Source organism: Saccharopolyspora elongata (genome assembly GCF_004348985.1).
Taxonomy (GTDB): Bacteria; Actinomycetota; Actinomycetes; order Mycobacteriales; family Pseudonocardiaceae; genus Saccharopolyspora; species Saccharopolyspora elongata.
In genome coordinates this window covers 1-24,677 of the sequence record NZ_SMKW01000107.1, presented here as the reverse complement: position 1 = coordinate 24,677, position 24,677 = coordinate 1, and the positions used below count along the sequence as shown (strand labels likewise).

Sequence of the window (24,677 nt, the reverse complement as noted above, 5' to 3'; positions counted from 1 at the left end):
CCTCCGGGCCCCCGCACCCTCCGAGGCCCGCAATTTCCATTGAAATCAGAGCTCCAATTTCAATGGAAATTGCGGGACTCCTCGCGTCCGGTGGGGCCCGTCAGATCGCCCAGCGGGTCTTGCCCTTCGACGCCTCCGCCACCTCGTCGAGCACGCCGGTGCCGCTGACCCGGCCCCTCGACTCCGCCGCCGCCCAGGAGAAGACGCCGCGCGACATCGTCGAGAGCTCCTGCTTCGCGCGCTGCGCGTAGATGTCGGCGCGGACCTCGTGCACCGCGGTGTCGTCCGGCTCCGCCTGCACCGCGAACTCGACGAGGTGGCAGGCCAGCCGCAACTCACCCGCCGCCGCAGCGGCTTTCGCGCGCTCGGTCAGCGCCGCCGCGCCGCCGGCGAGTTCTGCGAGCGCCGTCGCGAGCTGCGCGTCCGGGGCGGGCTTGAGGTGCGCCGGGTTCCCGTCGTACCAACCGCCGTAGAGCCGCCACACGTTGCGCACGACGAACTCCGGCTCGTCGTACACCGGCCGCAGGTAGGGCTTGTCCGCGAGGTGCTCCGGCGGGCGCACGGCGTGCACGATCTCGTCGAGCCGGGCTCCGCGGTTCATCAGCTCCAAGGCCTGCTCGACGAGGCTCTCCAGGTATTCGGCGGTGTCCAGCAGCGCGGCACGCACCCGGTCCGCGCCGACGATGGGAATCCCGTGGCCGGGCAACAACATCTCGGCCCCGAACCCGGCCATGTGCCGCAGCGCCTGCGCCCACTCGCGGGGATAGCGCTGCACCTTCTGCGGATTCCCGGCGTTCGGCGTGACCCAGATGAACATGTCGCCGGTCATCAGCACCCGCTGGTCCGGCAGGTAGGCGTAGGTCGCGTCGTCGGTCTCGCCCTTGCCGTGGTGCAGCCGGACTTCGCGGCCGCCGACGGTGAGCGTCATGGCGTCCCGGTAGGTGACGTCGGGATACCGGTAGTCGAGCGGCCAGCGGGAGTCGGCGCGCTGGAACTGCCGCTGGTTGATCACCTCGTTGTAACCGCTGGTGAGCTTGTAGCGGTCGAACCGGGCAACGACCGCCTCGTGCCCGACGACGACCGGCCGGGAGCGCCCCAGCTCGTCGGCCTCGGCGTCGAACGGCCCGACGCCGAAGACGTGGTCGATGTGCCCGTGCGAGTACACCGCGTAGCGCAGCGGCAGGTCGCTCCAGGCGCGCACGGCGGCGTGCAGCCGGGCGCTGAACCGCTCGTGGCTGGTGTCGAACAGCAGCAGCCCGTCCTCGCCCCGGACGGCCACGACGTTGCCGAAGGCCGGGAAGAGGGCCACGCCCTCGGCGAGTTCGATGACGTGCCCGTCCTGCCAGCGGCCCTTCTGGTAGTCGGCCGTGGTCGCCTCGCCGCGCCAGACCTCGTCGCAGTACGCCAGGAAATCCTTCGCCATCACGGCTCCTTTCCGCCGCGGCCATCCTCGGCGGCGGAGCCCCGGCGGGTCCAATACGCGTTTCCGCCCCCGCGGATAAGACCGCCCTATAACGACAGGCCCAGGCCCCCTCGTGAGCGTTTTGGAGCGCCACAGCACTCCAAAACGCTCACGAGCCACGGGCTACCTGGCCGCGGATACCGCCGCGTCGCACAGTGCGTGGGCCTCGTCCACAGCCTCGACCAGCGTTTGCGCAGTCAGCCCGGCCACCACCCGGTCGACATCGCGCAAGCCCGCCCTGGTCAGCAGGCGCTTCTCGTTGGTGACCCACTCGCCGCGGGCCGCGAGCACCCCGTGCGCCGCCTGGCAGGCGGCCTGCGCGATCATGCCCGCCGTTTCCGCGAGCCGGCCGTGCGGCGCGTGGTTCGCCCTCGCGTAGGCGAGGCCCATCGACGCTTGCCCCCACCAGACCGCGGGCGCGGCCTCGCGGAGGGCGTCCGGGTATTCCGGCCGCGGCAGCTCGCCGTGCAGCACCCGGTTGATGGCCATCTCGGCGACCACCAGGTAGCTGGGGATGCCCGCGAGGTGGAACATCAGCGGCTGCCACTCGAACCGGCCGGCCCGGGCCTCGGCGAGCTCGTGCTCCACGACGTCCAGGTCGCGGTAGTGGACGTCCACGTGGCGGCCCTCGATCTGCAGCCACGCGCCGCCGTTGAACACGCCGCCGCCCCACTCGCCCAGCTCGGAGACCTCCCCGGGCCACCCGACGTCGCGCAGGTCCTGCGGATCGAAGCTGCCGCGGTAGTAGATCGCGAAGTCCCAGTCGCTGTCGGCGTGGTGGATCCCCTGGGCGCGCGAGCCGCCGAGGCTCACGGCCCGGACCCCTGGCAACGCGGCCAGCCGGTCCGCGACGCGGGCTTCGAATTCGGCATCTTCCAGCACTTGATCAGACTCCTTCGGCGATGCGACCAGCATCCGCGCGACGGGCCGCTTCCGCCCGTCGCGGTGAATCCCGCGCGGGCGCGGTTCGCCCGGCGGGTCCTTCGTCCACCGTCAGAAGTCCATGCCGCGGAGGCTATCAGCCGCTCGGCGGAAGTCGATCAACCGACGTAGGTCAGCCAGTGCCGGTAGCGCTCGTCGGCACCGGTCATCGCCGCCGCGAAGGCGTCGCGGATCTTGCGCGTCACCGGGCCCGGCTCGCCGATCTCGCGGTTGTCGACCGCGCGGACCGGGGTGACCTCCGCCGCGGTGCCGCAGAGGAACATCTCGTCGGCCGAATACAGGTCCGAGCGCAGCAGGTTCTCGCGCTGCACGGTGATGCCCAGGTCGGTGGCCAGCGTCGTGACCGAGTCCTGGGTGATGCCTTCCAGCGCGCCCGCGCTCGACGGCGGCGTGTAGAGCACGTCGCCGCGCCGGACGAAGATGTTCTCGCCGGAGCACTCGCTGACATAGCCGTCGGTGCTCAGCAGCACCGCTTCGTCGTACCCGGCCTCGCGCGCCTCCAGCTTGGCCAGCGCGGAGTTCAGGTACGGGCCGGTGGCCTTGGCGGCGGTCGGCACCACGGAGGGATCGTTGCGCCGCCAGGAACTCGTCATGAGCCGCACGCCGCTGTCGGCGCCGTCGAGATAGGCGCCCCACTCCCAGCTGGCGATCGACATCTGCACCGGCGCGCCGGTCGGGTCGACGCCCATCACGCCGTAGCCGAGGTGGGCCAGCTGGCGGACGTAGCAGGAACGGTGCCCGTTGGCCCGCACCAGCTCCAGCGTCGCCTCGCGCAGCTCTTCCTTGCGGTACGGCAACGTCATTCGCAGCATCTTGGCGCTGCGTAACAGCCGGTCGAGGTGCTCGTCGAGCCGGAACAGCGCCGGCCCGTCCGCCGTGGAGTAGGCGCGGATGCCTTCGAAAACGCCGGTGCCGTAGTGCAGCCCGTGGCTGAGCACGTGGATCTGGGCCTCGTGCCACGGCACCAGCGCGCCGTCCATCCAGATGTATTCCGCCTCGGTCAGCGCCATCGCCATCCCCTTCACCAAAGTGGCATGTCTCGCGATGTGGGACAAGCCACTTCGCGGCCACCTGGCACGCTACCAAGTGGCCAGTTCATCCACTAGTGATTAATCCTCCCTGGTGCAGAATGGCCGCATGCCGAGTGCCGATGTGGACCAATTCGCCGCGCTGATCCGCGACCGGCTCCGCCACGGGAACGGCCCGCTCAGCCGCCGGCTGGCGGCCGCGCTGACCGACCTCGCGCGCACCGGCGCGCTCAGCCCGGGGACCCGCCTGCCGTCCGAGCGCGACCTCGCCCGGGTGCTGGAGTGCAGCCGCGGCGCCGTGGCCGCGGCGTTCAACGCGCTGTTCGAGGAGGGGGTCTGCGAGCGCAGGCACGGCAGCGGCACCTACCTGGCCGCCGCCGGGCGGGAGTCGGCGATGGGCCGGCTGCTGCGCCCCGGCGCGGTGTTCGCCGACCTGTCCACTTCGGTCGTGCCCGATCCGTCGCACCTGCGGGTGCCCAAGCTCGACCCGGCCGCGCTGCTGAGCACGCCGAGCAGGCACGGCTACGACCTGCCGGGCGAGCCCGGCCTGCGGGAACTCATCGGCGGCGAGCCGCTGATCACCGGCGGCGGGCAGCAGGGCATCGACCTCGCGACCCGCTGCCTGGCCCGCCCCGGCGACGCGGTGCTGGTCGAAGACCCCACCTACACCGGCGCGCTCGCCGCGATCCAGAGCTGCGGGGCGCGTGCCGTCGCCGTGGCCACCGACCGGCGCGGCATGCTGCCCGACGCGTTCCGCGACGCGATCGAGCGGCACCGGCCCGCCTTCGCCTACGCGCAGGCGGTGCACAACCCGGCCGGAACGGTGGCCGACGCCGATCGCGTCGGGGAACTCGCCGGGGTCGCCCGCGACGCCGCCCTGCCTGTCGTCGAGGACCGCACGCTCGCCGAGCTGGTGCACGAAGGACCCCGGCCCGGCCGGTTCGCCGACGAGCACCCGCACGGCGCGGTCGAGGTCCACTCGCTGTCGAAGATGCTGTGGGGCGGCCTGCGGGTCGGCTGGCTCGTCGCGCCGGAACCGCTGCTGTCGCAGCTGACCGAGCTCAAGCAGACCAGCGACCTGGCGACCAGCACGGTCGGGCAGCGGTTCGCGGCGGAACTGCTGCGGCACAACGACTTCGCGACCTGGCGAGCGGAACTGGCGCGCCGCCGCGACCACCTCGCCGCCGCCCTGCGCAGCCACCTTCCACAGTGGACGTGGGGGCGGCCGGCGGGCGGCCTGTCGCTATGGGTCCGGCTGCCCGGCACCGACACCGACCGCTTCGCGGAGCTCGCCCGGGACAACGGGGTGGCGGTGGCGCCCGGCTCGCTGTTCGCGGCCGACCGCGGCCACCGCGACCGCCTGCGCCTCAGCTTCGCCCTCGGCCCGGAACTGCTCGACCAGGCGGTCGCCGCGCTCGCCCGGACCTGGGAACGGTCGTGAACCAAGCCCGGCCGCCGCTGGGCCGTGCGTGCTTTGTGTCGTCATAGCAGCACGAAACACGCACTGGTACCGCCCCGGCGATATCCGTCCACCCTGGAACGGCGCCCGGGCGAGTGTGCTCCACACGGGACCGTCCGGGACAATTCACCGGCAGCCGTTGCACGACGCTGCGCACCACCGATCGAGGAGAACGCACGTGAACAAGGAAAAGCCGCAGGTCGCCAAGCCGACCGGCGCGCCGCCGGCGGACCTGGTGATCGAGGACATCGAGGTCGGCGAGGGCCCCGAGGCCAAGGCGGGCGACCAGGTCGCCGTGCACTACGTGGGCGTTTCGCACAGCACCGGCAAGGAGTTCGACGCCAGCTGGAACCGCGGCGCGCCGCTGGAGCTGCAGCTCGGCGCGGGCCAGGTCATCGCGGGCTGGGACAAGGGCCTGCAGGGCATGAAGGTCGGCGGCCGCCGCAAGCTCACCATCCCGCCGCAGCTCGCCTACGGCGACCGCGGCGCGGGCGGCGTGATCGCGCCCGGCGAGACGCTGGTCTTCGTCTGCGACCTGGTCTCGGCCGGCTGACGACCGAGAGCACGGGGTGGCTTCCCGATTTTGCCTAAAATTGGGAAGCCACCCGGCCCATTCCAGGCGTTCACAGCTTTCCGATCTCGCCTGAAATCGGGAAACTTCCGCCCCGCTGCCCAGGCGTTCCGCCTGCGGAAACGAAAGGGCGCCTCCGCCGGGTTCGTCCCGTCGAAGGCGCCATCACGCCGCTCGGCGCTCAGTTCTCGGCGTCGACCTCTCGGCGGAGTTCGCGGAGCTCCCGCATCGCCTTGATCGCCCGCTCGCCGTCGGAAGCCTGGATCGCCATGATCGGCACGTACTCGTCCTCCGGCAGCTCCAGCCGGGCCCACGAGGCGCCGTCCGGGAAGGTGACGGCCTGCACCAGCGGCCACGAGAAGCGCTGCGTGCCGATGATGTTGCGGACCTCCACGCCGTCGGCGTCGGCGCGCAACCGCGGCCGGGTCAGCAGCATCACGCCGCCGCCCAGCAGCAGGCCCAGCGCCACCATCGCCACCTGGTCGGACACCGAGAAGATCACGCCGGTCGGGGTGTTGCGCAGCAGCAGCCCGACCACCGCGAACGCCAGCACCAGCACGACAGCGATCGGGATCGCAACCCGCCGCACCTTCCGCGGCCGGACCTCCACCCGCTCGGCACTCACAAGAAACCCCGTTCCCCGTTCCAGCCGCGCAACTCCCGCAGCACCAGCGCCGTCTCCAGCGCCGCCGCGGTCGCCTCGAAGCCCTTGTCCTCCACCGAGTCGTCGAACCCGGCCCGGTCCTCCGCCTGCTGCATGGTGTCGCAGGTCAGCACGCCGTTGCCGATGGCCGTGGACTCGTCCAGCGCCACCCGGGTCAGGCCCTGGGTGACCGAGTCGCAGACGTACTCGAAGTGCGGCGTGCCGCCGCGGATGACCACGCCCAGCGCGACCACCGCGTCGTGCTGGTGCGCAAGCTGCTGGCAGACCACCGGCAGCTCGATCGAACCGGGCACCCGCACCACGGTCGGCTCCGCGATGCCCGCGTCCTTCGCCGCCGCCAGCGCGCGGGAGAGCATCTGCTCGACGAGCCGCTCGTGCCAGCGGATTGCGGCGATGCCCAGCCGCAGGTCACCCGCCTTCGGCACGCTGATCCGCGGTCGACCCTCGCCACTCATGCCGTAACTCCAGTCTCGCCGTTGATCGAGGAATCCTCCCCGTCGTCGAGATTGTCCAGCACGTGCCCCATCCGGTCGCGCTTGGTGCGGAGGTAGCGGATGTTCTCCGGGTTCGGGCGGATCGGCAGCGGCACGCGGTCCACGATCCGCAGCCCGTAGCCCTCCAGCCCGACCCGCTTGGCCGGGTTGTTGGTGAGCAGGCGCATCGACTTGATGCCCAGGTCGCACAGGATCTGGGCGCCCTGCCCGTAGTCGCGGCTGTCGACCGGCATGCCCAGCGCGACGTTGGCGTCCACGGTGTCCGCGCCGTTGTCCTGCAGCTGGTACGCCTGCAGCTTGTGGATCAGCCCGATGCCGCGCCCCTCGTGCCCGCGCATGTAGAGCACCACGCCGCGACCGGCCTCGGCGACCTTGGCCATCGCCGCGTCCAGCTGCGGGCCGCAGTCGCAGCGCAGCGAGCCCAGCACGTCGCCGGTCAGGCATTCGGAGTGCACCCGGACCAGGATGTCCTCGCCGTCGCCGATCTCGCCGTAGACCATCGCCAGGTGCTCGATGCCGTCGATGGTGCTGTCGTAGCCGAAGGTGCGGAACGTGCCGTGCACGGTGGGGATGCGGGCCTCGGCGACGCGCACCACCTGCTTCTCGAAGCGGCGCCGGTAGGAGATCAGGTCGGCGATGGTGATCAGCGCCAGGTCGTGCTCCTCGGCGAAGACCTCCAGCTCGTCGCGGCGCGCCATGTCGCCCTCGGACTTCTGGCTGACGATCTCGCACAGCGCGCCGGCCGGCCGCAGCCCGGCGAGGCGGGAGAGGTCCACGGCGGCTTCGGTGTGGCCGGGGCGGCGCAGCACGCCCCCATCGCGGGCGCGCAGCGGCACCACGTGGCCGGGCCGGGTCAGGTCCTTGGCGGTCGACTCCTCGGCGGCCAGCACGAGCAGCGTCTTGGCGCGGTCGGAGGCGGAGATGCCGGTGCTGACGCCTTCGGCGGCGTCGACCGTGACGGTGTAGGCCGTGCCCTTGCGGTCCTGGTTCCAGTAGTACATCGGGGGCAGGTCGAGGCGGTCGCAGTCCTCGCCGGGGAGCCCGACGCAGATGTAGCCGGAGGTGTAGCGGACCATGAACGCCACGAGTTCCGGCGTCGCCTTCTCCGCGGCGAAGATCAGATCGCCTTCGTTCTCGCGGTCCTCGTCGTCCACCACGACGACCGGGCGGCCGGCCGCGATGTCGGCCAGTGCGCGCTCGATGCTGTCGAACCTGTTCTTGCTCACCGTGTTCGCGACCTCGTCCTCGGGGTTCATCACCGCGCCTCCCTGACGCCGCCATTGTCCCCCGAACGGGGCTGGGCACCACGGGCCAGGTGGTCCAGTTGCGCGGCGGCGAGCCGTTCCAGGTGCTTGGCCAGCACATCCACCTCGATGTTCACTTCGTCACCCGGCTCGCGGAAGCCCAGCGTGGTCAGCTCCTTGGTGGTGGGGATCAGCGCGATGCTGAACTCTCCGTCACCGGCGTCGACCACGGTCAGCGACACCCCGTCGACGGTGATGGAGCCCTTCTCGACCAGGTAGTGGGACAGCCGCCGGGGCAGCTCGAAGCGGGTGAGCCCGTCGGCGTCGGTGCCGCGCAGGACCGCGGTGCCGTCGACGTGGCCCTGCACGATGTGCCCGCCGAGCCGGTCTCCGAGCGCCATCGCGCGCTCCAGGTTGACCCGGTCGCCGGCCGCGATGCCCTTCAGCGAGGAGCGGCGCAGCGTCTCGGCCACGACGTCGGTGGTGAACCGCCCGTCGCCCACCGTCACGACGGTCAGGCACACGCCGTTGACGGCGATCGAGTCGCCGTGCTTGGCGTCCCCGGTGACCACCGGCCCTGCGATGGTCAACCGGCTGCCGTCGGCCAACGGCTCGACCGCCTCGATGGTGCCGAGCTCCTCGACGATCCCGGTGAACACCTGCTGCCTCCTCGCACTACCGGCCTTCGGCGCCCGGTCGGCCGTCCAACGGGACCGCACTGATCCGGACGTCGGGGCCACTCATAGTCGTCTCTTCGACTGTCAACCGCCATGCTTCCGAGATGCTTCCCACTCCCGCTTCCCCGAGCGCGGCCGGGCCGGCGCCCAGCAGCAGCGGCGCGACGTAGGCGAGCACGCGGTCCACGCAGCCGGCGGCGATGAACGCGCCGGCCAGCCGCGGGCCGCCCTCCAGCAGCACGTCGACGACGCCGCGGTCGGCGAGCGCGGCGAGCACCGCGGCCGGGTCGCCGCCGGGCAGCTGGATCGTTTCGGCCGCGTCGTCGAAGACCTTGGCGGCGCGCGGGATCTCGCGGTCGCCAACGACGACCCGCAGCGGCTGCCGGGCCAGCAGTGCACCGTCCGGCGTGCGGGCGGTCAGCTGCGGGTCGTCGGCGAGGACCGTGCCGGTGCCCGCGATGATCGCGTCCACCTGCGCGCGGAATCGATGCACCTCGGCGCGGGATTCGGCGGAGCTGATCCACTTGCTGGTGCCGTCGGCGGCGGCCGAGCGGCCGTCCAATGTGGCCGCGTACTTCCACGTGACGTGCGGCCGACCGGTCCGCGCGAAGTGCAGCCAGGCCCGCAGCGGGCCCCTTGCCGCCTCGTCGACCAGGAATCCACTGTGGACATCGACGCCCGCGGCGCGCAGCACCTCGGCACCACCGGCGGCCTGCGGGTTGGGATCGGAGGCCGCGTGCACCACGCGTGCTATCCCGGCCGACCGCAGGGCATCCGTGCAGGGCGGCGTCCGGCCGGTGTGCGAGCACGGTTCCAGCGTCACCACGGCGGTGCCGCCCCTGGCTCGCTCCCCCGCCGCGCGGAGCGCGACGACTTCCGCGTGCGGACCGCCCGGCGGCTGCGTCGCGCCGACGCCGACGACCTCGCCGTCGGCGGCCAGCACCACGCAACCAACCGGCGGGTTGGGGCTGGTCGTGCCGCGCACCTGCTCGCTCGCGGCGATCGCGGTGCGCATCGCCTGCTCTTCGGCGCGACCGACCATCGGTTCCCCTCCCCATCCCGCAATTTCCATTGAAATCGAATCTTCGATTTCAATGGAAATTGCGGAGGAACATCGTCACTGCCGGGCGTGGGCGAAGTTCGGGGCGGCCTTGGCGCGCAGGGCCTCGATCGCCTTCGCCGGGTCGTCGGCGTTGTAGACCGCCGAACCCGCCACGAAGCAGTCGACGCCGGCTTCCGCGGCCTGCTCGATGGTGTCGGCGTTGATGCCGCCGTCGATCTCCACCACCAGGTTCAGGTGTCCCGTGTCGACCAGTTCGCGGGCCTTGCGGGCCTTGTCCAGCACGTCGGCGATGAAGCTCTGGCCGCCGAAGCCCGGCTCCACGGACATCACCAGCAGCGTGTCGTAGTGCTTGAGGACCTCGACGTACGGGTCCAGCGGGGTGTTCGGCTTGATCGACAGGCCCGCCTTCGCCCCGGCGGCGCGCAGGTCCTTGGCGATCGCGATCGGGTCCTTGGCGGCCTCCACGTGCACCGTGACGTTGTAGGCGCCGGCCTCGGCGTAGCCGATGGCCCAGCGGTCCGGGTCCTCGATCATCAGGTGGCAGTCGATCGGGATGTCGGTCGCCTTCAGCAGCGACTCGACCACCGGCAGCCCCAGGGTCAGGTTGGGCACGAAGTGCGCGTCCATCACGTCCACGTGCAGCCAGTCGGCGCGCACGCCGGGCGCGCCGTTCACGGCGGCCATCTCGTCGGCGAGGCGGGCGAAATCGGCGGACAGGATGGAGGGCGCGATCATCGGCTGGTTCGACACATGCGGGAGTGTAAATGCCTGGTGCGGCGGGCGGCGGGGCACCCTTGCGCTCCCGTCCCTCACCCGATCGGCGGAGGCGTGGAGGGCGCCCGACTCGCGGCCGGGCGCCCTCCACGGGTGCTCACTCCGACCGCGCGCCGCTGCGGCGCCGGATGACGTAATACGCCACGCAGAGGATCAGCACGAACGGGACGCCCGCCTTCCAGGCGGTGTTGAACTGCTCGGTGAACGGCGTGGTGAGCAGCACCGCCGCGACGAACAGCATCGCCAGCACCGTCGTCACCGGGGCACCCGGCAGCCGCACCGGCGACGGCGGCAGGCCCTCCAGCGCCCGGCGGCGGCGGAACACCAGCTGGCTGGCGAAGATCATCAGCCACACCACCAGCGCGCCGAACAGCGCCAGGCCCAGCAGCATCGGGAACGCGGTGTCCTCGGCGAACACCGACAGCGACGCAGCCAGCGCCAGCCCGGCCGCCGACAGCACCAGGGCGCGCCGCGGCACGCCGTTCTTGCTGACCACGGCGAACCACTTCGGTGCATAGCCGTCCATGGCGAGCGAGTGGGTCATGCGAGCGGTCAGGTACAGGTTCGTGTTCATCGCCGACAGCGCGGCGGTGAGCACCACGAAGTTCATGATCCCGGCCGCGGCGGGGATGCCGACCAGGCTGAACAGCCGCACGAACGGGCTCTCCGTGATGTCGCCCGACGACGACGCCTGGTTCCACGGCAGGATCGAGACGACCACCAGCATGCCGAGCACGTAGAACAGGCCCAGCCGCAGCACCATGCTGCGCGCCGCGCGCGGCACGTCCCGGCCGGGGTTGCGGGACTCCGCCGCGGTCATCGAGACGGCCTCGGTGCCCAGATAGGAGAACGTGACCACGGTCAGCGCCAGCCACACCGCGCCGATGCCGTTGGGCAGGAACCCGCCGTGCTCGGTCAGCGCACCGACGCCGGTCGGCTGCTGACCCGGCAGGCCGAAGACGATGTAGACCACGCCGAGCAGCACGAACACCACGATCGTGACGACCTTGATCATGGCGAACCAGTACTCGAACTCGCCGAAGAAGCGCACCGCGGCGACGTTGATCGCCAGCATCAGCACCGAGAAGACCACCACCGGGATCCACAGCGGCAGCTGCGGGTACCAGAACTGCATGTACAGCCCGGCCGCGATGACCTCGCTGCCGATGTTGACCACCTGCGCGGCCCAGTAGATCCAGCGGGACACGAACCCGGCGAGACCGCCGAGGTACCGCTTGATGACCGCCCCGAACCCGCCCGCCTCGGGGTGCACCACGATCATCTCGGCCAGCGCGTAGGCCAGGGCGAGCGCGGCGAACGCGGCGACCGCGTAGGCGATGATCACGGCCGGGCCGGCGATGGAGATCGCCAGGCCGGAGCCGAGGAACAGCCCGGTGCCGATGGCGCCGCCGATGGCGATCATGCCGACTTGGCGCCCGGAGAGATCCCTGCGCAACCCGGACTGCTGTGCCGGTACGGTCTCCTGTGCCACTGTGTTGTGCCTCCCACTCGTCGCGCACCACCTACAGGTGCGCGACGAGCACCTTACGACGAGGCCCCGGCGCGGAACGCGTCAGTTGCACAGTTTTGACATCCTCTCCGGCCTGAAGACGCGGAGATTCCCGGACACGGATGCCCAGGTGGTTCGCGGAGCCGCCTCCCGACTCTCGTCGGGGACTCGACCTTCGTGATCTGCCCGCGCTGTACACCGCCCGTCCGGCGGCATCGCTGCCGGCTTGGTTGTCGCCAACAGCGGTGTCGATCTTGCCGGTAGTGCGGCCCTGGTCAGCGCGGGAGGGTCAGCTCGATCGGGGTGCCCTCCTCGACGGAGCGGCTCACGGTGCAGTACTTCTCGATCGCGCGCTGCACCGCGTCGACGACCTTGCCGCGCTCGCCGTCGTCCTCGATCCCGCTGAGGTCCACGTCGAAGCTGACCTGGACAGAGGCGAACTTGTGCTTGTCCTCCGGGACCTTGGTCCGGTCGGCGTGCACCGTCACCTTCGCGTCCTCCCCGAGCCGCCGGACCAGCAGGTTCTCGCTGGTGACCGCGGAGCAGCCGGCGATGGCGGCGAGTAGCAGCTCGCCGGGGGTGAACGCGTCGGGCGCGTCCTCGCGGCCGATCGTCACCTCGCCGCCGCGCGGGTTGGTCGCGGTGAAGGTGTGCGGACCGGTGCGGGTCACTTCGACCGGAGTGGAAGACATTCGTACCACCTGACGTGAGTTGCGGTTGCCGGTCCAGCCTCGGTGCGGAACCGTGCAAGGTCAACCATCGCGGGCGCCGCGTTGTTCCGGCCGGGCCCGGTCGTGCTTTGATCGGGCATCCCATCCTCGCAACCCGCAGCGCCGCGGGTTCTCGGGCGTCTCCTGCCCCGGGGAACCCGCACATCTAGTTCGGAGACAGGTGTTCTGCCATGACCACTACTTCCGCGGAGGGGTTGCAGCGGCGGCTGTCGCTTCGCGACCTGATCGTTTCCGGCCTGCTGTTCATCGGGCCGCTCGCGCCCGTCGGCGTCTTCGGCGTGCTCGACGCGCGCAGCGGCGGCGCGGTGGCGCTGGTCTACGTCGTCGCGACCGTGGCCATGGCGTTCACCGCTTGGTCCTACGCGCGGATGTCGGCGGCGGTGCCGAAGGCCGGTTCGGTGTTCGCCTACGCCTCGGCGGGCCTGGGGCGGGCGCCCGGTTTCGTGGCCGGGTGGATGATCATGCTGGACTACCTGTTCATCCCGAGCGTGGCGTCGCTGTTCGTCGGTATCGCGACGAACTCGCTCGTGCCGCAGGTCCCGGTGTGGCTGGCGACCGGGCTGGCGATCGTCGTCGTGACCGCGCTGAACCTGACCGGCGTCAAGGTCGCGGCGATCGTCGGCACGGTGGTGCTGGTGGTGGAGATCGTGCTGCTCGCGGTGTTCGTGGTCGCCGCGCTGGTGGTGCTGGCCACCGAGGGTCCGGCCCGGCCGTGGCTGTCGCCGCTGACCGGGGTGGACGCGTTCGCGCCGCTGGCCGTGCTGGGCGCGGTGTCGGTGGCGGTGCTGTCGTTCCTCGGCTTCGACGCGATCGCGTCGTTCGCCGAGGAGAACACCGGATCGTCCCGCCAGGTCGGCCGGGCGCTGCTGTTCTGCCTGGCGCTCAGCGGCGTGCTGTTCTTCGTGCAGACCTACCTCGCCTCGCTGCTGAACCCGCTGACGCCGCAGGAGCTGGCGCTGGACGCGGACGCGCAGGATTCGGCGTTCTACGACATGCTGCGGGCCTCGCTGGGCGGCTGGCTCGCGGTGGCCGTGACGGCGGTGAAAGCGGTCGCGCCGGCGTTCTCGGCGATGGTGGCGCAGGCGGCGGTCAGCCGGCTGTTGTTCGGCATGGCGCGGGACGGCCAGATGCCCGCGGCGCTCGGCCGGGTGGACCGGCGGGCGCACGTGCCGCGCAACGCGACGCTGCTGGCCGCGGTGGTGACGCTGATCGTGTCGGTGTGGGCGGCGTCGGCCGAGGACGGGCTGGAGGTCCTGTCGTCGATGGTGACGGTCGGGGCGTTGACCGCGTTCGTCCTGCTGCACGCCTCGGTGATCGGCTACTTCGCGGTGTCCGGGCGGGAACGCCGGGTGTCCACTGTGGTCGTCCCGGTCGTCGGCGCCCTGATCGCGGCGGTCGTGCTGGCCACGGCGAGCCCGCTGGCGCTGTCGGTGGGAGCGGTCTGGCTGGCGATCGGCCTGATCACCTACTTCGCCCGCAGCCGCACCGCCGGACAGGCCGCGGAGTAGCCGAGGCCGCCCCGTTCCCGCCGGTCAGGCCCCGTGCGCGTTTTGTGCTGGTATAGAGGCTGTTTTGGATGTCGTCGTGTGAGGTGTGGTAGCACGGGGTTTTGTCTTTGAAGCGGCGCAGCCGCTTAGCCCGCCCTCGCAACTCGCACCGCCGCGGGTTCTCAGGGGGCTTCTCGCGAGGACAGCCCCGACGTGGTGAATTGGTCATTCATGAGTCGGGGATCCCACAGCGAGAAGACGCCTGAGGTTCCGCCACCCGCACCGCCACGCAGAGCAAGTTTGGAAACAGCCTCTACAGCGACACAACACACGCACGGGCAGTCACCAGCGGAAACGGAGTCACTCCGCGTCCTCGCCGATGTCCTCGTACCAGAGGCGCGGGTTGGCCTCGATGAAGTCGGCCATCAGCCGGGTGCACTCCGGGTCGTCCAGGAGCACGATCTCGACGCCGTTCTCGGCGAGCCAGTCGTGGCCGCCGTGGAAGTTCCGGGCCTCGCCGACGACGACGCGACCGATCCCGAACTGGCGCACCAGTCCGCTGCAGTACCAGCACGGCGACAGCGTGGTCACCATCGTCGTGCCGGCGTAGGAGCGCTGCCGCCCCGCGTTGCGGAAGGCCGCCGTCTCGCCGTGCACCGACGGATCGTCGTCCTGCACCCTGCGGTTGTGCCCGCTGCCCAGCACCTGCCCGTCGGCGCCGATCAGCGCCGCGCCGATGGGGATCCCTCCCTCGGCGAGCCCGGCCTTCGCCTCCGCGACCGCGACGGCCAGCCACCGCCGGTAGTCCTCTTCGGACACAACGCACCCCTCCTCGAACGCCCGCTATCGGACTCTCCAATTTTAGGCAAAATCGGGAACCCTCTGGCTTCGCGCAACGGGCGCCGGGGGCAGAATGCTCCCAATTTTAGGCAAAATCGGGAGGCACCCCGGGCATGGCGTCGTCGTCACACCCGCAGCAGGGCGCAGAACATCGCGTCGGTGCCGTGCCGGTGCGGCCACAGCTGGACGCCCGGCCCGTCGCCCAGGTCCGGCACGTCCGGGAAGTACTCGCGCGCGTCCAGCTGCGTGACGCCGGTGCGGCGCACGACGTCGGACACCACGCCCTCGGTCTCCGGCAGGTGCGGCGAGCACACGACGTACGCCACCACGCCGCCCGGGCGGGCCAGCTTGATCGCCGACAGCAGCAGCTCGCGCTGCAGCTTCGTCAGATCGCCGACGTCCGACGGCTGCCGCCGCCACCGCGCCTCCGGGCGGCGGCGCAGCGCGCCCAGCCCGGTGCACGGCGCGTCCACCAGCACGCGGTCGAAGCCCGGCTCCAGGCCCGGGTCGCGGCCGTCGGCGACGTGCACCGACACCGACAGCCCCTCGGTGGCCTTGCGCACAAGGTCCGCGCGGTGCGGCGCCTGCTCGACGGCGTCGAGCGAACCGCCGTCGAGGGTGATCAGCGATCCGAGCAGGTTCGCCTTGCCGCCCGGGCCCGCGCACAGGTCCAGCCAGCGCAGGTCCGGTCCCTCGATCTCCGGCCGGGTCACCGCGAGCGCCACCAGCTGGCTGCCCTCGTCCTGCACGGCGGCGAAGCCTTCCCGCACCGGCTCCAGGTCGCCGGGGTCGCCGGCGCCCGCTTCCAGCCGCACGCCGTAGGGCGAGTACGGAGCCGGGTCGCCGCCGGTGATCGCGGCGAGCTCGTCGGCGCTGATCTCGCCCGGGCGCGCGGTCAGGTGCACCGCGGGCCGGGCGTCGTCGGCGGCCAGCGCCGCCTCCAGCTCGTCGGGGCCGAGCGCGTCGGCGAAGGCCTGCGCGATCCACCTCGGGTGCGCGTAGCGCATCGCGAGGTGGCCGACCGGGTCCTCCTCGCGCGCCGGGGCGACCTTGTCGACCCAGCCCTGCTCGTCGAGTTCGGCGGCGCGGCGCATCACGGCGTTGGCGAAACCGGCCAGCTTGGAACCGCCTTCGAACCGCACGATGTCCACAGTGGACGCGACGGCGGCGTGCGCCGGGATCCGGGTGCGCAGCAACTGGTAGACGCCGAGGCGCAGCGCGTCGAGCATCTTCGGGTCCAGCTCGGCCAGCGGCCGGTTGCTGCAGTCGTCGATGACGGCGTCCAGCAGGCCCTGCGCGCGGCAGGCGCCGTAGGTCAGCTCGGTGGCCAGCGCGGCGTCCCGGCCGCTGATGCGGCGCTGCTTGAGCAGCGGCGGCAGCGCCAGGTTCGCGTACGCGTCGCGCTCCCGCACCGCGCGGAGCGTCTCGACCGCGGCCAGGCGGGCCGGGTCGACGTCCACCGGCCGGGCCGGACCGGACTTGCGCTGCGGCGGGCGGGCCTTGGCCGGCCTCGACGGCCGGCGGCGGCGATCGTTCACTTGAGCCGTTCTCCTTGCTCGATGCGGGTCCCGCGGGCCCAGTCCGTGGCGGCCATTCGCTTCTTGCCCGCCGCCTGCACCTCGCCCAGCGCGACCGCGGACGTCCCGGTGCCGACCAGCACCCGCCGCCGCTCCACCCGGATCTCCCCGGGCGGCAGCTCGTCCTCGACGACGGACACCGGGCCGAGCTTGAACCGCTCGTCGCGCAGCAGCGCCCAGGCGCCCGGGTCCGGGGTGACCGACCGGATCAGCCGGTCCACGGCGGTGGCCGGTGCGGCGAAGTCGACCTTGGCGTCCTCGACGGTCACCTTCGGCGCGTAGCTGACGTCGTCGCCGGGCTGCTCCTCGGCGCGGAGCGTGCCGTCCTCGATGCCGTCCAGGGTGGCCGCCAGCAGCCCGGCGCCGGAGACCGCCAGCCGGTCCAGCAGCTCACCGGCGGTGTCGGTGGCGCGCACCTCCTCGGTGACCACGCCGTAGACCGGGCCGGCGTCCAGCTCGCGCACCAGCCGGAAGGTGCTGGCCCCGGTGATCTCGTCGCCGTGCCGGATGGCCGCCTGCACCGGGGCGGCACCGCGCCACGCGGGCAGCAGCGAGAAGTGCAGGTTCACCCAGCCGAACTTCGGGATGGCCAGCGCCTTCTCCCGCAGCAGCGCGCCGTAGGCCACCACCGGGCAGCAGTCCGGGGCCAGCTCCGCGAGCCGCTCCAGGAAGTCCGGTTCGGATGCGCGCGCGGGCGTGAGCACCTCGATGCCGTGCTCGTCGGCGAGCTCGCCGACCGGGGAACGCAGCAGCTTTCGACCGCGGCCGGCGGGAGCGTCCGGCCTGGTGATCACCGCGGCGACCTCGTGGCGGCCGGAGTCCAGCAGCGCCTGCAGCGCGGGCACGGCGGGGGCGGGGGTTCCGGCGAAGACCACGCGCATGTCATCGCCCCCCGAACAGCGGGTGCGGGCTTTCCTTGATCACCGGTGCGTTGCCGTCGAACCACTCGGCCTTGCGGATTTCGCGCATCGCGGCCTTGCGGGTCTGTTCGTCGAGCCGGTCGACGAACAGCACGCCGTCCAGGTGATCGGTTTCGTGCTGGATGCACCGGGCGAGCAGGTCGGTGCCCTCGACCTCGACCGGTTCGCCGTGCATGTTCCAGCCGCGGGCCACCACGTTGCGGGCGCGCAGGCAGTCCCAGTACATGCCGGGGATGGACAGGCAGCCCTCCTGGCCGAACTGCTCCTCGTCGTCGATCGCGGTCCAGGTGGGGTTGATCAGGTGCCCCGCGAACCCGTCGCAGTGGTAGGTGAAGACCCGCAGGCCGACGCCCAGCTGCGGCGCGGCCAGCCCGGCACCGCCCTGGTCCTCCATGGTGTCCCACAGGTCCTGGACGAGGGTGCGCAGCTCCTTGTCGAAGTCGACCACCTCGTCGGCTTTGGTGCGCAACACGGGGTCGCCGAAGAGTCTGATCGGCTGGACTGTCACATGGGCTCCCTGGCACGTCGACGACTGACGGACCCGACGAGTCTAGTCGTCACCCGGCCCGGGCCGGTGGTGCGGGAGTTCCGCTGGAATGGCCGCTTCCGGAGCGGTCCTCCGCCACGATTCACTGGGAGACCCGAGTCACGGAGCGTGCATGTCGAATACCGAACAACTTCAAACCCTTACCCCGGACGATTACCCGGGTCTGTTCCAGGCGGCCGACGGCGCCTCGGTGCACCAGCAGCGCACCTTCCTGCGGGCCGTCCGCTCCCGGCTGGTGCTGACCGTTTCGGCCGCGACGTTCGCCGCGTTCGCGCTGCGCATCGGCGACTCCCAGATCGATCTGTTCGCGGTGGGCACCGCGCTGGCGTTCGTCGGCGCGATGGTGATCGAGCTGGCCATCGTGGGCACCCGGCCGGACAAGGTCTGGTACGAGGGTCGCGCGCTCGCGGAGTCGGTCAAGACCCTGACCTGGCGCTACGTCTCGGGCGCCGCGCCGTTCCCGGCGGACTCCGAGCGGCCCGACGACGAGTTCACGGATCGCATCCGCATCCTGCAGCACGACATGCCGAAGGTTCCGCTGCTGCCGAGCACGGCGTCGACGATCACCGCCAAGATGCGGGCGATGCGCGCGACGCCGCTGGCCGAGCGCAAGGAGGCCTACCTGGTCGGCCGAGTGCTCGACCAGCAGGACTGGTACGCGGGCAAGGCGCGCTTCCACCAGCGCAGCGCGCGGGTCTTCCGGACCACGATGCTGATCATGGAGGTGGTGGGCGTCGCGGGCGCGCTGGCGAAGGCGTTCGGGGTGGTGAACTTCGACCTGGCGGGCATCGTGGCCGCGGCGGTCTCGGCGTTCGCGGCGTGGACGGCCACCCGCCAGCACAGCGCGACGGCCACGGCGTACGTGGTGGCCTCGCACGAGCTGGCGGTGGTCCGCAACCTGCTCGACCGGGACCTGGACGAGCAGCAGTGGTCGGCGGCGGTGGTCGACGCCGAGTCGGTGATCAGCCGCGAGCACACCATGTGGCACGCCAACCGCACCCGCTGACCGCCGCCGGAGGAACGTTTCCGCAGGTACGGGGCCGTGAGTCTTTTGGCGGCTATGGCGCCCCAAAAGACTCACGGCCCCGTGCGAAAGCCCGGGGTCAGCGCGCCGGAACGACCACCGCCGCAGCTCCGCCGCCGCGGCGTTCACGTTCCGCCGCCGCGATCCAGCGGCCGTCGGGCAGTCGCTCCACGCCCGTCGCCGAGCCGATCTCACCGGTCGTCTTGAACTGGTGGCCGATGGCCTTCAGCTTCTCCGCCTCCGGCTGGGCCAGGAAGCCCGGCTCCGCCTCGGTCTGCGCCGAGTTGCGCTGCGACGCCCGGGGCTCCGCGATGGCGTCCACCAGGGACAGGCCGCGGTCCAGGCGGCCGGTGAGCACCTGCAGGACGGTGGTGATGATCGTCGCGCCGCCCGGGCTGCCCGCCGCCAGCAGCGGCTTGCCGTCCTGCAGCACGATCGTCGGGCTCATCGAGCTGCGCGGGCGCTTGCCCGGGCCCGGCAGGTTCGGGTCCGGCTGGCCCGGGGTGGCCGGCGTGAAGTTGAAGTCGGTCAGCTCGTTGTTCAGCAGGAACCCGCGGCCGGGCACCACGATGCCGCTGCCGCCGGTCTGCTCGATGGTCAGCGTGTAGGCCACCACGTTGCCCCAGGCGTCGGCCACGGTCAGGTGCGTGGTGTTCGGGCCCTCGTAGGGCTCGGCGCCTTCGGCGGTGCCCGCCTGGCAGCCCTGCGGGTTGCGCGGGTCGCCGGCCGCGACCGGGGTCTGCAGCACGGCGTCGTCGCTGATCAGGCAGGCCCGGGAAGCCGCGAACTCCGCGCTGAGCAGCTCTTCGGTGGGCACGTCGTTGAACTCCGGGTCGCCCACCCAGCGGTTGCGGTCGGCGAAGCCGATCTTGCTGGCCTCCAAGAACCGGTGCAGGTACGCGGTCTTGTCGCCGTCGGAGAGGTCGGTGCGCTCCAGGATCTTCAGCGCCTCGCCGACGGTCGTGCCGCCCGAGCTGACCGGCGCCATGCCGTAGACGTCGAGGCCGCGGTAGTTCAGGTGGGTCGGCGCCTGGTCGTTCACGCCGTAGTCGCCCAGGTCGTCGGCGGTCATGCCGCCGGGGCGCACCTGGAGGTTCGCGGCCGGGTCGGCCGGCGGGTGGTTCACCGTCTTGACGACGTCCGCGCCGATCTCGCCGTGGTACAGCGCGTCGATGCCCCTGGTGCCCAGGGTGCGGTAGGTGTCGGCGAGGTCGGGGTTGCGCAGCACGCTGCCGACCTCGGGGAGCTTCCCGCCGGGCAGGAACAGGTCGCGAGTCGCCGGGAACGCGCTGAAGCGCTCCTGGTTCTCGGCGGTCTGCTGGCGGAACGTCTCGTCGACGACGAAGCCCTTGCGGGCCAGCTGCTCAGCCGGGCGCAGCACCTCGGAGAGGTCCTTGTTGCCCCAGCGGTCCAGCGCCGCCTGCCAGGTCATCGGGGTGCCCGGCACGCCGACGCCGAGCCCGCTGGTGACCGCCTCGTCGAACGGGATCGGCTTGCCGTTCTCCAGGAACGAGTCCTCGCGGATGCTGGCGGGCGCGGTCTCGCGCCCGTCGATGGTCTCGACCGCGCCGGTCTTCGCGTCGTAGTGCACGAAGAAACCACCGCCGCCGACGCCGGCCGAATACGGCTCGGTGACGCCCAGCGCGGCCGCGACCGCGACCGCCGCGTCGGTGGCCGTGCCGCCGCGCCGGAGCACCTCGATCCCGGCCTGCGTCGCGTACGGGTCGACGCTGGACACGGCGCCTCCGTAGCCGACCGCCTCGGCCTGCTTGGGCGGTTCCGGCGGCCCGCCGGGCGCCGCCTGCGCCACCGGCGCGACCAGGGCGCACGACGTGATCGCGGCCAGGGTGAGTCGAACGGGCCTCACGGACATCGCCACCTCCAACATCGACAATGCCGCATACTCTGCCCAGTCTGCGCCCCCGATACAACTGCCCCACGGCAAGCTTCTGCCGTGCTGGCGGGAGATTCGGTGGAAAGTTCGCGAGCCCGGCTGCACACCGGTGCCGGACGACGTTTTCGCGCGAAACCGGCGGCCGCCCTCACGCGGGATGCCGGTTTCGCGCGAAACCGGCGCTAGCCGGCCGGGCCCAGGGCCGCGTCGTGGTAGCGGCAGTTGGCGGCCCACAGCAGGAACGAGTTCATGCCGTTGGCTCGCGCCCCGTCGATCTGCGCCGCCACCTCCGCCGGGCCGTAGGAGACGCCGAGGCTGAAGTCCTGCAGCCACGGGATGATCTGCACGTCGGTGCCCTCGACTGCCTTGGCGAACGCCGCCAGCGAGCGCGCCACGATGTCGTATGGCTGGGAGTTGGGGTTGCCGACGCCGAACTCCCCCGGGCCCCAGTGCGACGGGTAGACCATCGGCGAGATGTAGTCGACGTATCGCGAGATCTGCCGGATGTCCTGGGCGATCTCGGTGGGCCGGTCGACCGAGATGCCGAACACCGACGCGCCCAGCAGCGCGCCCCGCGACCGGACCTCCGGCTGGGTCTGCCGCAGAAAGTCGGCGATCGCGGCCTCCGGCGTGGTGGTCAGGCCGGGGATGCGCATCTGCTCGATGTGCCCGTCGGGCCGCCGCACGTAGTCGTAGAGGACGTCGTCGAAGCCCAGCGCGGCGGCCTCGGCGGCGATGTCGATGTTGTACCGGGTGACCACGGGGTCGGCGAAGTTGGTGAACGCGTAGCTGCCGTAGGCGCCGCTGGTCCAGGGCCGGCCGTCGGCGGTCTGCACCACCCGCTCGGGGTGTCCGCCGTTCCACGACGCCGCGCCCAGCACGGGATCCTTGAAGGCGACCAGCCTGCCGACCACCCGCACGCCCATGCCGTGCAGCTGGTCCAGCACCTGCCGGGCCGGGTAGTAGCCCTTGACGGCGCCGATCTGGTGCGCCATCGGCACCGCCGAGTCGTAGACGACCTCGCCGCTCTCGTCCTTGAGGTCCAGCTCGATGGTGTCGATCTTGCCCTGCCGGGCCATCGCGAGGACCGGTTCGCGCAGCGAGTCACTGGTCCAGGCCAGTCCGGTGAGGTGCACCGCGCGCATCCCAGGATGTCTGATGTGGACGGTCATCGTCCTCTCCGCGCGGTTGCCCGCCGCGTCGGTCGCGACCACCTGGACCTCGCGGTCGGGCCGGTCGACGACCGCGCTGAACCCGCCCTGCGGATCCGGCGCGACGACCCGCCCGGCCACGGTGACCTGCGTGGCGCCCTGCACCGTGCCGACGACCGTCACCGGCCGGTTCGGCCCGTCCGGCCGCAGCGAGTCCTCGACCTGCAGCACCGGCGGCGAACTGTCCACTGTGAACATCTGAGTGGTGGCGTCCGAACCGAACCAGGACGGGCTGCGCGGCACCACGACGCGCAGCTCGTGCGGCCCGTCCGGCAAGTCCGCCGCCTGCACCGCGAGGGCACCCTGCCGGTCCGCCGTGGAGACCTCGCGGCCGTCCAGCAGCACCTGCACGCCATCGGCCGCACCGGAGCGGATCTGGATCGAACCCACCTCGGCGGGCGCGATCGGACGGTCCGGCAGCCCGGATATCTCGACGTCCTCTGTGGACATCGATCTTACCAGCAGGAATCCCAGGAACAGCAGCGCGATGGCGACCGCCCCGAACAACGCGAATCTGTCGGCCCGCACCGCCTTGGCGCGGGCCGCACCGGAATCAACATCCGACATCGCTTTCGCCTCCCCGACTTTCAGGCGAACTCGCGCGGCTGCACGAAATTCGTGCGTGATCAAGTTGGAACCGGCCGACGACCGGCCGTTCCACCTTCGCAGCCATGGCCCGGGAGATCAATGACCACTTGGAGTATCCCCAGCGGGAAAGCCGGTCTCTACCGTTGGAGGCGATGCGATCAGCAGTGCGGAAATTGCGCGCCGGCGCCGCGGTGACGGCGGTGGCCCTGCTCGCGGCCTGCGGCTCCGGGCAAAGCGGCGAGATCGTCCCACCCCAACCCAACGCGGTCGTCCGGCCGCCGGATCCCGTCCCCCGTCCGACGCCGGAATCGGTGCGGGCGAACGAACTCGGCGACGTCCCGGTGCTCATGTACCACCGGATCACTCCGACTCCGCGCAGCGTCTACGACCGCAGCCCGGAGGACTTCCGCGCGGAACTGGAGCGGCTCGCTGCCGAGGACTACGTGCCGGTGACGGCGACCGAGTACGCCACGGGGCGGTTCGACATCCCGGCAGGGAAGCATCCGGTGGTGCTCACCTTCGACGACGGCTCGATCAGTCAGTTCACATTGGACAGTGCGGGGGAACCGGCGGCGGGCACCGCGATCCGCATCCTGCTGGACGTCGCCGCTGCGCATCCCGGGTTCCGCCCGGTGGCGACCTGCTACGTGAACAACCCGCCGTTCGAGGAGCCCGGCGGCCGGCGCGGCCTCGGCTGGTTGCACGAGCACGGCTTCGAGATCGGCAACCACACGCTTGACCACGAGAACCTGGGCCGGGCTTCGGAAGCCGAGGTGCGGCACCAGATCGCCGGGATGCAACGGCTCATCGCAGACGCCGTGCCGGGCGCGCAGGTCCGGTCGATCGCGCTACCGCTGGGCGTTCACCCGGACGACGAGCGCCTCGCGGGCGATGGCTCGGCGGAGGGCGTCGCCTACCACTACGAAAGCGTCATGCTGGTCGGCTCTAATCCCGCGCCCTCGCCGTGGTCGGCGGATTTCGACCCGGCGAACGTGCCCCGAATCCGTTCCCAGGGCCCGGCCGGGCAGGACGCGCAGTACGGCTCCGCTGTGTGGCTGGACAAGCTCGCCACGGACCCGGGCCGCCGCTACACCTCGGACGGAGACCCGGACCGGGTCTCCGCCCCGGCGGGCGGGAGCACCGAGCCTTCGGCGGCGGTCGGCGATCGGCTCTACCGGTACTGAGGGCGCCGCCCGGCCGGTTCAGCAGACCTGGCCCCGGGTGGCCGCCGTCGCGCGCAGCAGCTCGCGGACCAGGTCGAAGTCGATCGCATCGACCTTGCGGAAGCGCAGGCACCCCTTGCCCATGTCGTGCCCCGCGAGCCGCTGCGCGAAGGAGTCCCGGACATCGGTGCGCAAGAGGTAGAAGGAGATGTACTGCTTCTGGCCGGCAAAGGCGATCTCGGCAGTGCCGTCGCGCTGGTAGGTCGGCATCCCATAAGCCATGACCTCGTCGAATCCGGCCAGCTCGGCCCGGCACAGGGCCCGGATCTCGGCCAATGCCTCCCGGCGTTCCACCGGAACCTCGGCCAGGTAACCGTCCACGTCGGCAGCCGAACTGCGCACCATGCCACGAAGCCTAACCGCGAAATGGCCATCCGTCCGCGCGGCGGGCTCGTGAGCACTTTGTGTCGCTATGGCGATCCAAAGTGCTCACGACTCCCACCTGGCCGCACGAGCACGGCCACTTCTACCGGTGCTGAGACAGCCATTCCTCGCGGGTCGTCGCGTATTCGACGTCGCCGTGCTCGGAGCCCTCGATGAGGCCTTCGGGCTCGAACTCCCGCACCACGAGCCGCTCGGTCTCCAGCAGAACGCGCCCCATCAAGGCTCCTCCCGACCCCCGGATCCCAGCACGCACCACCTGTCTCTTATACCCATCTGACGCTGCCGCCGAACCCCAGGGCTCAGATCTCTCGATGCGCCGTTCCGGCACGAACTCCCGCACCACGAGCCGCTCGGTCTCCAGCA

The 24,677-nt window shown here is 71.5% G+C and carries 23 protein-coding genes and 1 pseudogene; 5 read left to right on the top strand and 19 right to left on the bottom strand.

The genetic code is table 11. From position 1 onward, the window contains the following. Positions 1 to 100: 100 nt before the first annotated feature. The 3 genes from E1288_RS41815 to E1288_RS41805 all read right to left on the bottom strand — a co-directional run bounded on the left by E1288_RS41815 (position 101) and on the right by E1288_RS41805 (position 3,414). Positions 101 to 1,423 (bottom strand): alkyl sulfatase dimerization domain-containing protein, encoded by a 1,323-nt coding sequence (locus tag E1288_RS41815; RefSeq protein ID WP_132494219.1) that lies wholly within the window; start codon positions 1,421 to 1,423, stop codon positions 101 to 103. Positions 1,424 to 1,585: 162 nt separating this feature from the next. Continuing rightward, entirely contained in the window at positions 1,586 to 2,341 is a 756-nt protein-coding gene (locus E1288_RS41810; RefSeq protein WP_165968550.1) for a nucleotidyltransferase domain-containing protein, read from the bottom strand. Positions 2,342 to 2,502: 161 nt separating this feature from the next. Further along, on the bottom strand, positions 2,503 to 3,414 hold the full coding sequence (locus tag E1288_RS41805; protein WP_132494215.1) for a branched-chain amino acid transaminase: 912 nt from the start codon (positions 3,412 to 3,414) through the stop codon (positions 2,503 to 2,505). Positions 3,415 to 3,541: 127 nt separating this feature from the next. On the opposite strand from E1288_RS41805, the gene E1288_RS41800 reads away from it, so the two are divergent. After that, complete coding sequence (locus E1288_RS41800; protein WP_132494214.1) at positions 3,542 to 4,873, top strand: aminotransferase-like domain-containing protein; 1,332 nt, start codon at positions 3,542 to 3,544, stop codon at positions 4,871 to 4,873. 196 nt (positions 4,874 to 5,069) lie between these two features. Next, positions 5,070 to 5,444: an FKBP-type peptidyl-prolyl cis-trans isomerase gene (locus tag E1288_RS41795; RefSeq protein WP_132494212.1), complete on the top strand. Its 375-nt coding sequence runs from the start codon at positions 5,070 to 5,072 to the stop codon at positions 5,442 to 5,444. Between the two features lie 199 nt (positions 5,445 to 5,643). On the opposite strand, the gene E1288_RS41790 is transcribed toward E1288_RS41795, so the two are convergent. From E1288_RS41790 to E1288_RS41755, 8 genes are all read right to left on the bottom strand, one after another. Further along, entirely contained in the window at positions 5,644 to 6,087 is a 444-nt protein-coding gene (locus E1288_RS41790; protein ID WP_132494211.1) for a PH domain-containing protein, read from the bottom strand. Further along, on the bottom strand, positions 6,084 to 6,581 hold the full coding sequence (ribH, locus tag E1288_RS41785; protein WP_132494209.1) for a 6,7-dimethyl-8-ribityllumazine synthase: 498 nt from the start codon (positions 6,579 to 6,581) through the stop codon (positions 6,084 to 6,086). The genes E1288_RS41790 and ribH overlap by 4 nt, the downstream gene beginning before the upstream one ends. Beyond that, positions 6,578 to 7,876, bottom strand: coding sequence for a bifunctional 3,4-dihydroxy-2-butanone-4-phosphate synthase/GTP cyclohydrolase II (locus E1288_RS41780; protein WP_132494207.1), 1,299 nt, complete (start codon positions 7,874 to 7,876; stop codon positions 6,578 to 6,580). The genes ribH and E1288_RS41780 overlap by 4 nt, the downstream gene beginning before the upstream one ends. Continuing rightward, positions 7,876 to 8,523, bottom strand: a complete 648-nt coding sequence (locus E1288_RS41775) for a riboflavin synthase (protein ID WP_132494205.1) — start codon at positions 8,521 to 8,523, stop codon at positions 7,876 to 7,878. The genes E1288_RS41780 and E1288_RS41775 overlap by 1 nt, the downstream gene beginning before the upstream one ends. Positions 8,524 to 8,539: 16 nt before the next feature. Next, entirely contained in the window at positions 8,540 to 9,583 is a 1,044-nt protein-coding gene (ribD, locus tag E1288_RS41770; RefSeq protein WP_132494203.1) for a bifunctional diaminohydroxyphosphoribosylaminopyrimidine deaminase/5-amino-6-(5-phosphoribosylamino)uracil reductase RibD, read from the bottom strand. A 75-nt stretch (positions 9,584 to 9,658) separates the two neighbouring features. Continuing rightward, positions 9,659 to 10,339: a ribulose-phosphate 3-epimerase gene (gene rpe, locus E1288_RS41765; protein ID WP_132494221.1), complete on the bottom strand. Its 681-nt coding sequence runs from the start codon at positions 10,337 to 10,339 to the stop codon at positions 9,659 to 9,661. Positions 10,340 to 10,475: 136 nt separating this feature from the next. Then, positions 10,476 to 11,870: an amino acid permease gene (locus tag E1288_RS41760; protein ID WP_132494202.1), complete on the bottom strand. Its 1,395-nt coding sequence runs from the start codon at positions 11,868 to 11,870 to the stop codon at positions 10,476 to 10,478. A gap of 293 nt (positions 11,871 to 12,163) precedes the next feature. Further along, the gene (locus E1288_RS41755) at positions 12,164 to 12,580 is read right to left on the bottom strand and encodes an OsmC family protein (protein WP_132494200.1); all 417 of its coding nucleotides are present in this window, start codon (positions 12,578 to 12,580) and stop codon (positions 12,164 to 12,166) included. 209 nt (positions 12,581 to 12,789) lie between these two features. Between E1288_RS41755 and E1288_RS41750 the strand changes: the two genes are divergently transcribed. After that, on the top strand, positions 12,790 to 14,127 hold the full coding sequence (locus tag E1288_RS41750) for an APC family permease (RefSeq protein WP_132494198.1): 1,338 nt from the start codon (positions 12,790 to 12,792) through the stop codon (positions 14,125 to 14,127). Between the two features lie 339 nt (positions 14,128 to 14,466). Here E1288_RS41750 and E1288_RS41745 read toward each other — a convergent pair whose 3' ends face one another. From E1288_RS41745 to def, 4 genes are all read right to left on the bottom strand, one after another. Continuing rightward, positions 14,467 to 14,925, bottom strand: coding sequence for a nucleoside deaminase (locus E1288_RS41745; RefSeq protein ID WP_132494196.1), 459 nt, complete (start codon positions 14,923 to 14,925; stop codon positions 14,467 to 14,469). A gap of 146 nt (positions 14,926 to 15,071) precedes the next feature. After that, positions 15,072 to 16,484, bottom strand: a complete 1,413-nt coding sequence (locus tag E1288_RS41740) for an RsmB/NOP family class I SAM-dependent RNA methyltransferase (RefSeq protein WP_132494194.1) — start codon at positions 16,482 to 16,484, stop codon at positions 15,072 to 15,074. Further along, on the bottom strand, positions 16,481 to 17,404 hold the full coding sequence (gene fmt / locus E1288_RS41735; protein WP_132494193.1) for a methionyl-tRNA formyltransferase: 924 nt from the start codon (positions 17,402 to 17,404) through the stop codon (positions 16,481 to 16,483). Before fmt ends, E1288_RS41740 begins: the two co-directional genes overlap by 4 nt. A gap of 1 nt (position 17,405) precedes the next feature. Then, the gene (gene def, locus E1288_RS41730; RefSeq protein WP_132494192.1) at positions 17,406 to 17,951 is read right to left on the bottom strand and encodes a peptide deformylase; all 546 of its coding nucleotides are present in this window, start codon (positions 17,949 to 17,951) and stop codon (positions 17,406 to 17,408) included. A 151-nt stretch (positions 17,952 to 18,102) separates the two neighbouring features. On the opposite strand from def, the gene E1288_RS41725 reads away from it, so the two are divergent. Then, on the top strand, positions 18,103 to 18,996 hold the full coding sequence (locus tag E1288_RS41725) for a DUF4231 domain-containing protein (protein WP_165968549.1): 894 nt from the start codon (positions 18,103 to 18,105) through the stop codon (positions 18,994 to 18,996). A 97-nt stretch (positions 18,997 to 19,093) separates the two neighbouring features. Here the strand turns inward: E1288_RS41725 and ggt are convergent, their stop codons facing one another. Both ggt and E1288_RS41715 read right to left on the bottom strand, forming a co-directional pair. After that, on the bottom strand, positions 19,094 to 20,887 hold the full coding sequence (gene ggt / locus E1288_RS41720) for a gamma-glutamyltransferase (protein WP_132494190.1): 1,794 nt from the start codon (positions 20,885 to 20,887) through the stop codon (positions 19,094 to 19,096). 203 nt (positions 20,888 to 21,090) lie between these two features. Then, complete coding sequence (locus E1288_RS41715) at positions 21,091 to 22,686, bottom strand: putative glycoside hydrolase (protein WP_132494189.1); 1,596 nt, start codon at positions 22,684 to 22,686, stop codon at positions 21,091 to 21,093. Between the two features lie 173 nt (positions 22,687 to 22,859). Here E1288_RS41715 and E1288_RS41710 point away from each other — a divergent pair, with 173 nt between their 5' ends. Next, complete coding sequence (locus E1288_RS41710) at positions 22,860 to 23,891, top strand: polysaccharide deacetylase family protein (RefSeq protein WP_132494188.1); 1,032 nt, start codon at positions 22,860 to 22,862, stop codon at positions 23,889 to 23,891. Between the two features lie 18 nt (positions 23,892 to 23,909). On the opposite strand, the gene E1288_RS41705 is transcribed toward E1288_RS41710, so the two are convergent. Continuing rightward, the gene (locus E1288_RS41705) at positions 23,910 to 24,275 is read right to left on the bottom strand and encodes an iron chaperone (RefSeq protein ID WP_132494187.1); all 366 of its coding nucleotides are present in this window, start codon (positions 24,273 to 24,275) and stop codon (positions 23,910 to 23,912) included. A 121-nt stretch (positions 24,276 to 24,396) separates the two neighbouring features. Further along, positions 24,397 to 24,677, bottom strand: a pseudogene (locus E1288_RS48365) (hypothetical protein); the annotation flags it as partial.

Bases quoted from the DNA above. Each gene is read 5' to 3' on its own strand.
- E1288_RS41815 (WP_132494219.1), bottom strand. From the start codon at position 1,423: ATGGCGAAGGATTTCCTGGCGTACTGCGACGAGGTCTGGCGCGGCGAG.
- E1288_RS41805 (WP_132494215.1), bottom strand. From the start codon at position 3,414: ATGGCGCTGACCGAGGCGGAATACATCTGGATGGACGGCGCGCTGGTG.
- E1288_RS41800 (WP_132494214.1), top strand. From the start codon at position 3,542: ATGCCGAGTGCCGATGTGGACCAATTCGCCGCGCTGATCCGCGACCGG.
- ribH (WP_132494209.1), bottom strand. From the start codon at position 6,581: ATGAGTGGCGAGGGTCGACCGCGGATCAGCGTGCCGAAGGCGGGTGAC.
- E1288_RS41780 (WP_132494207.1), bottom strand. From the start codon at position 7,876: ATGAACCCCGAGGACGAGGTCGCGAACACGGTGAGCAAGAACAGGTTC.
- ribD (WP_132494203.1), bottom strand. From the start codon at position 9,583: ATGGTCGGTCGCGCCGAAGAGCAGGCGATGCGCACCGCGATCGCCGCG.
- rpe (WP_132494221.1), bottom strand. From the start codon at position 10,339: ATGATCGCGCCCTCCATCCTGTCCGCCGATTTCGCCCGCCTCGCCGAC.
- E1288_RS41755 (WP_132494200.1), bottom strand. From the start codon at position 12,580: ATGTCTTCCACTCCGGTCGAAGTGACCCGCACCGGTCCGCACACCTTC.
- E1288_RS41750 (WP_132494198.1), top strand. From the start codon at position 12,790: ATGACCACTACTTCCGCGGAGGGGTTGCAGCGGCGGCTGTCGCTTCGC.
- fmt (WP_132494193.1), bottom strand. From the start codon at position 17,404: ATGCGCGTGGTCTTCGCCGGAACCCCCGCCCCCGCCGTGCCCGCGCTG.
- E1288_RS41725 (WP_165968549.1), top strand. From the start codon at position 18,103: ATGTCGAATACCGAACAACTTCAAACCCTTACCCCGGACGATTACCCG.
- ggt (WP_132494190.1), bottom strand. From the start codon at position 20,887: ATGTCCGTGAGGCCCGTTCGACTCACCCTGGCCGCGATCACGTCGTGC.
- E1288_RS41715 (WP_132494189.1), bottom strand. From the start codon at position 22,686: ATGTCGGATGTTGATTCCGGTGCGGCCCGCGCCAAGGCGGTGCGGGCC.
- E1288_RS41710 (WP_132494188.1), top strand. From the start codon at position 22,860: ATGCGATCAGCAGTGCGGAAATTGCGCGCCGGCGCCGCGGTGACGGCG.
- E1288_RS41705 (WP_132494187.1), bottom strand. From the start codon at position 24,275: ATGGTGCGCAGTTCGGCTGCCGACGTGGACGGTTACCTGGCCGAGGTT.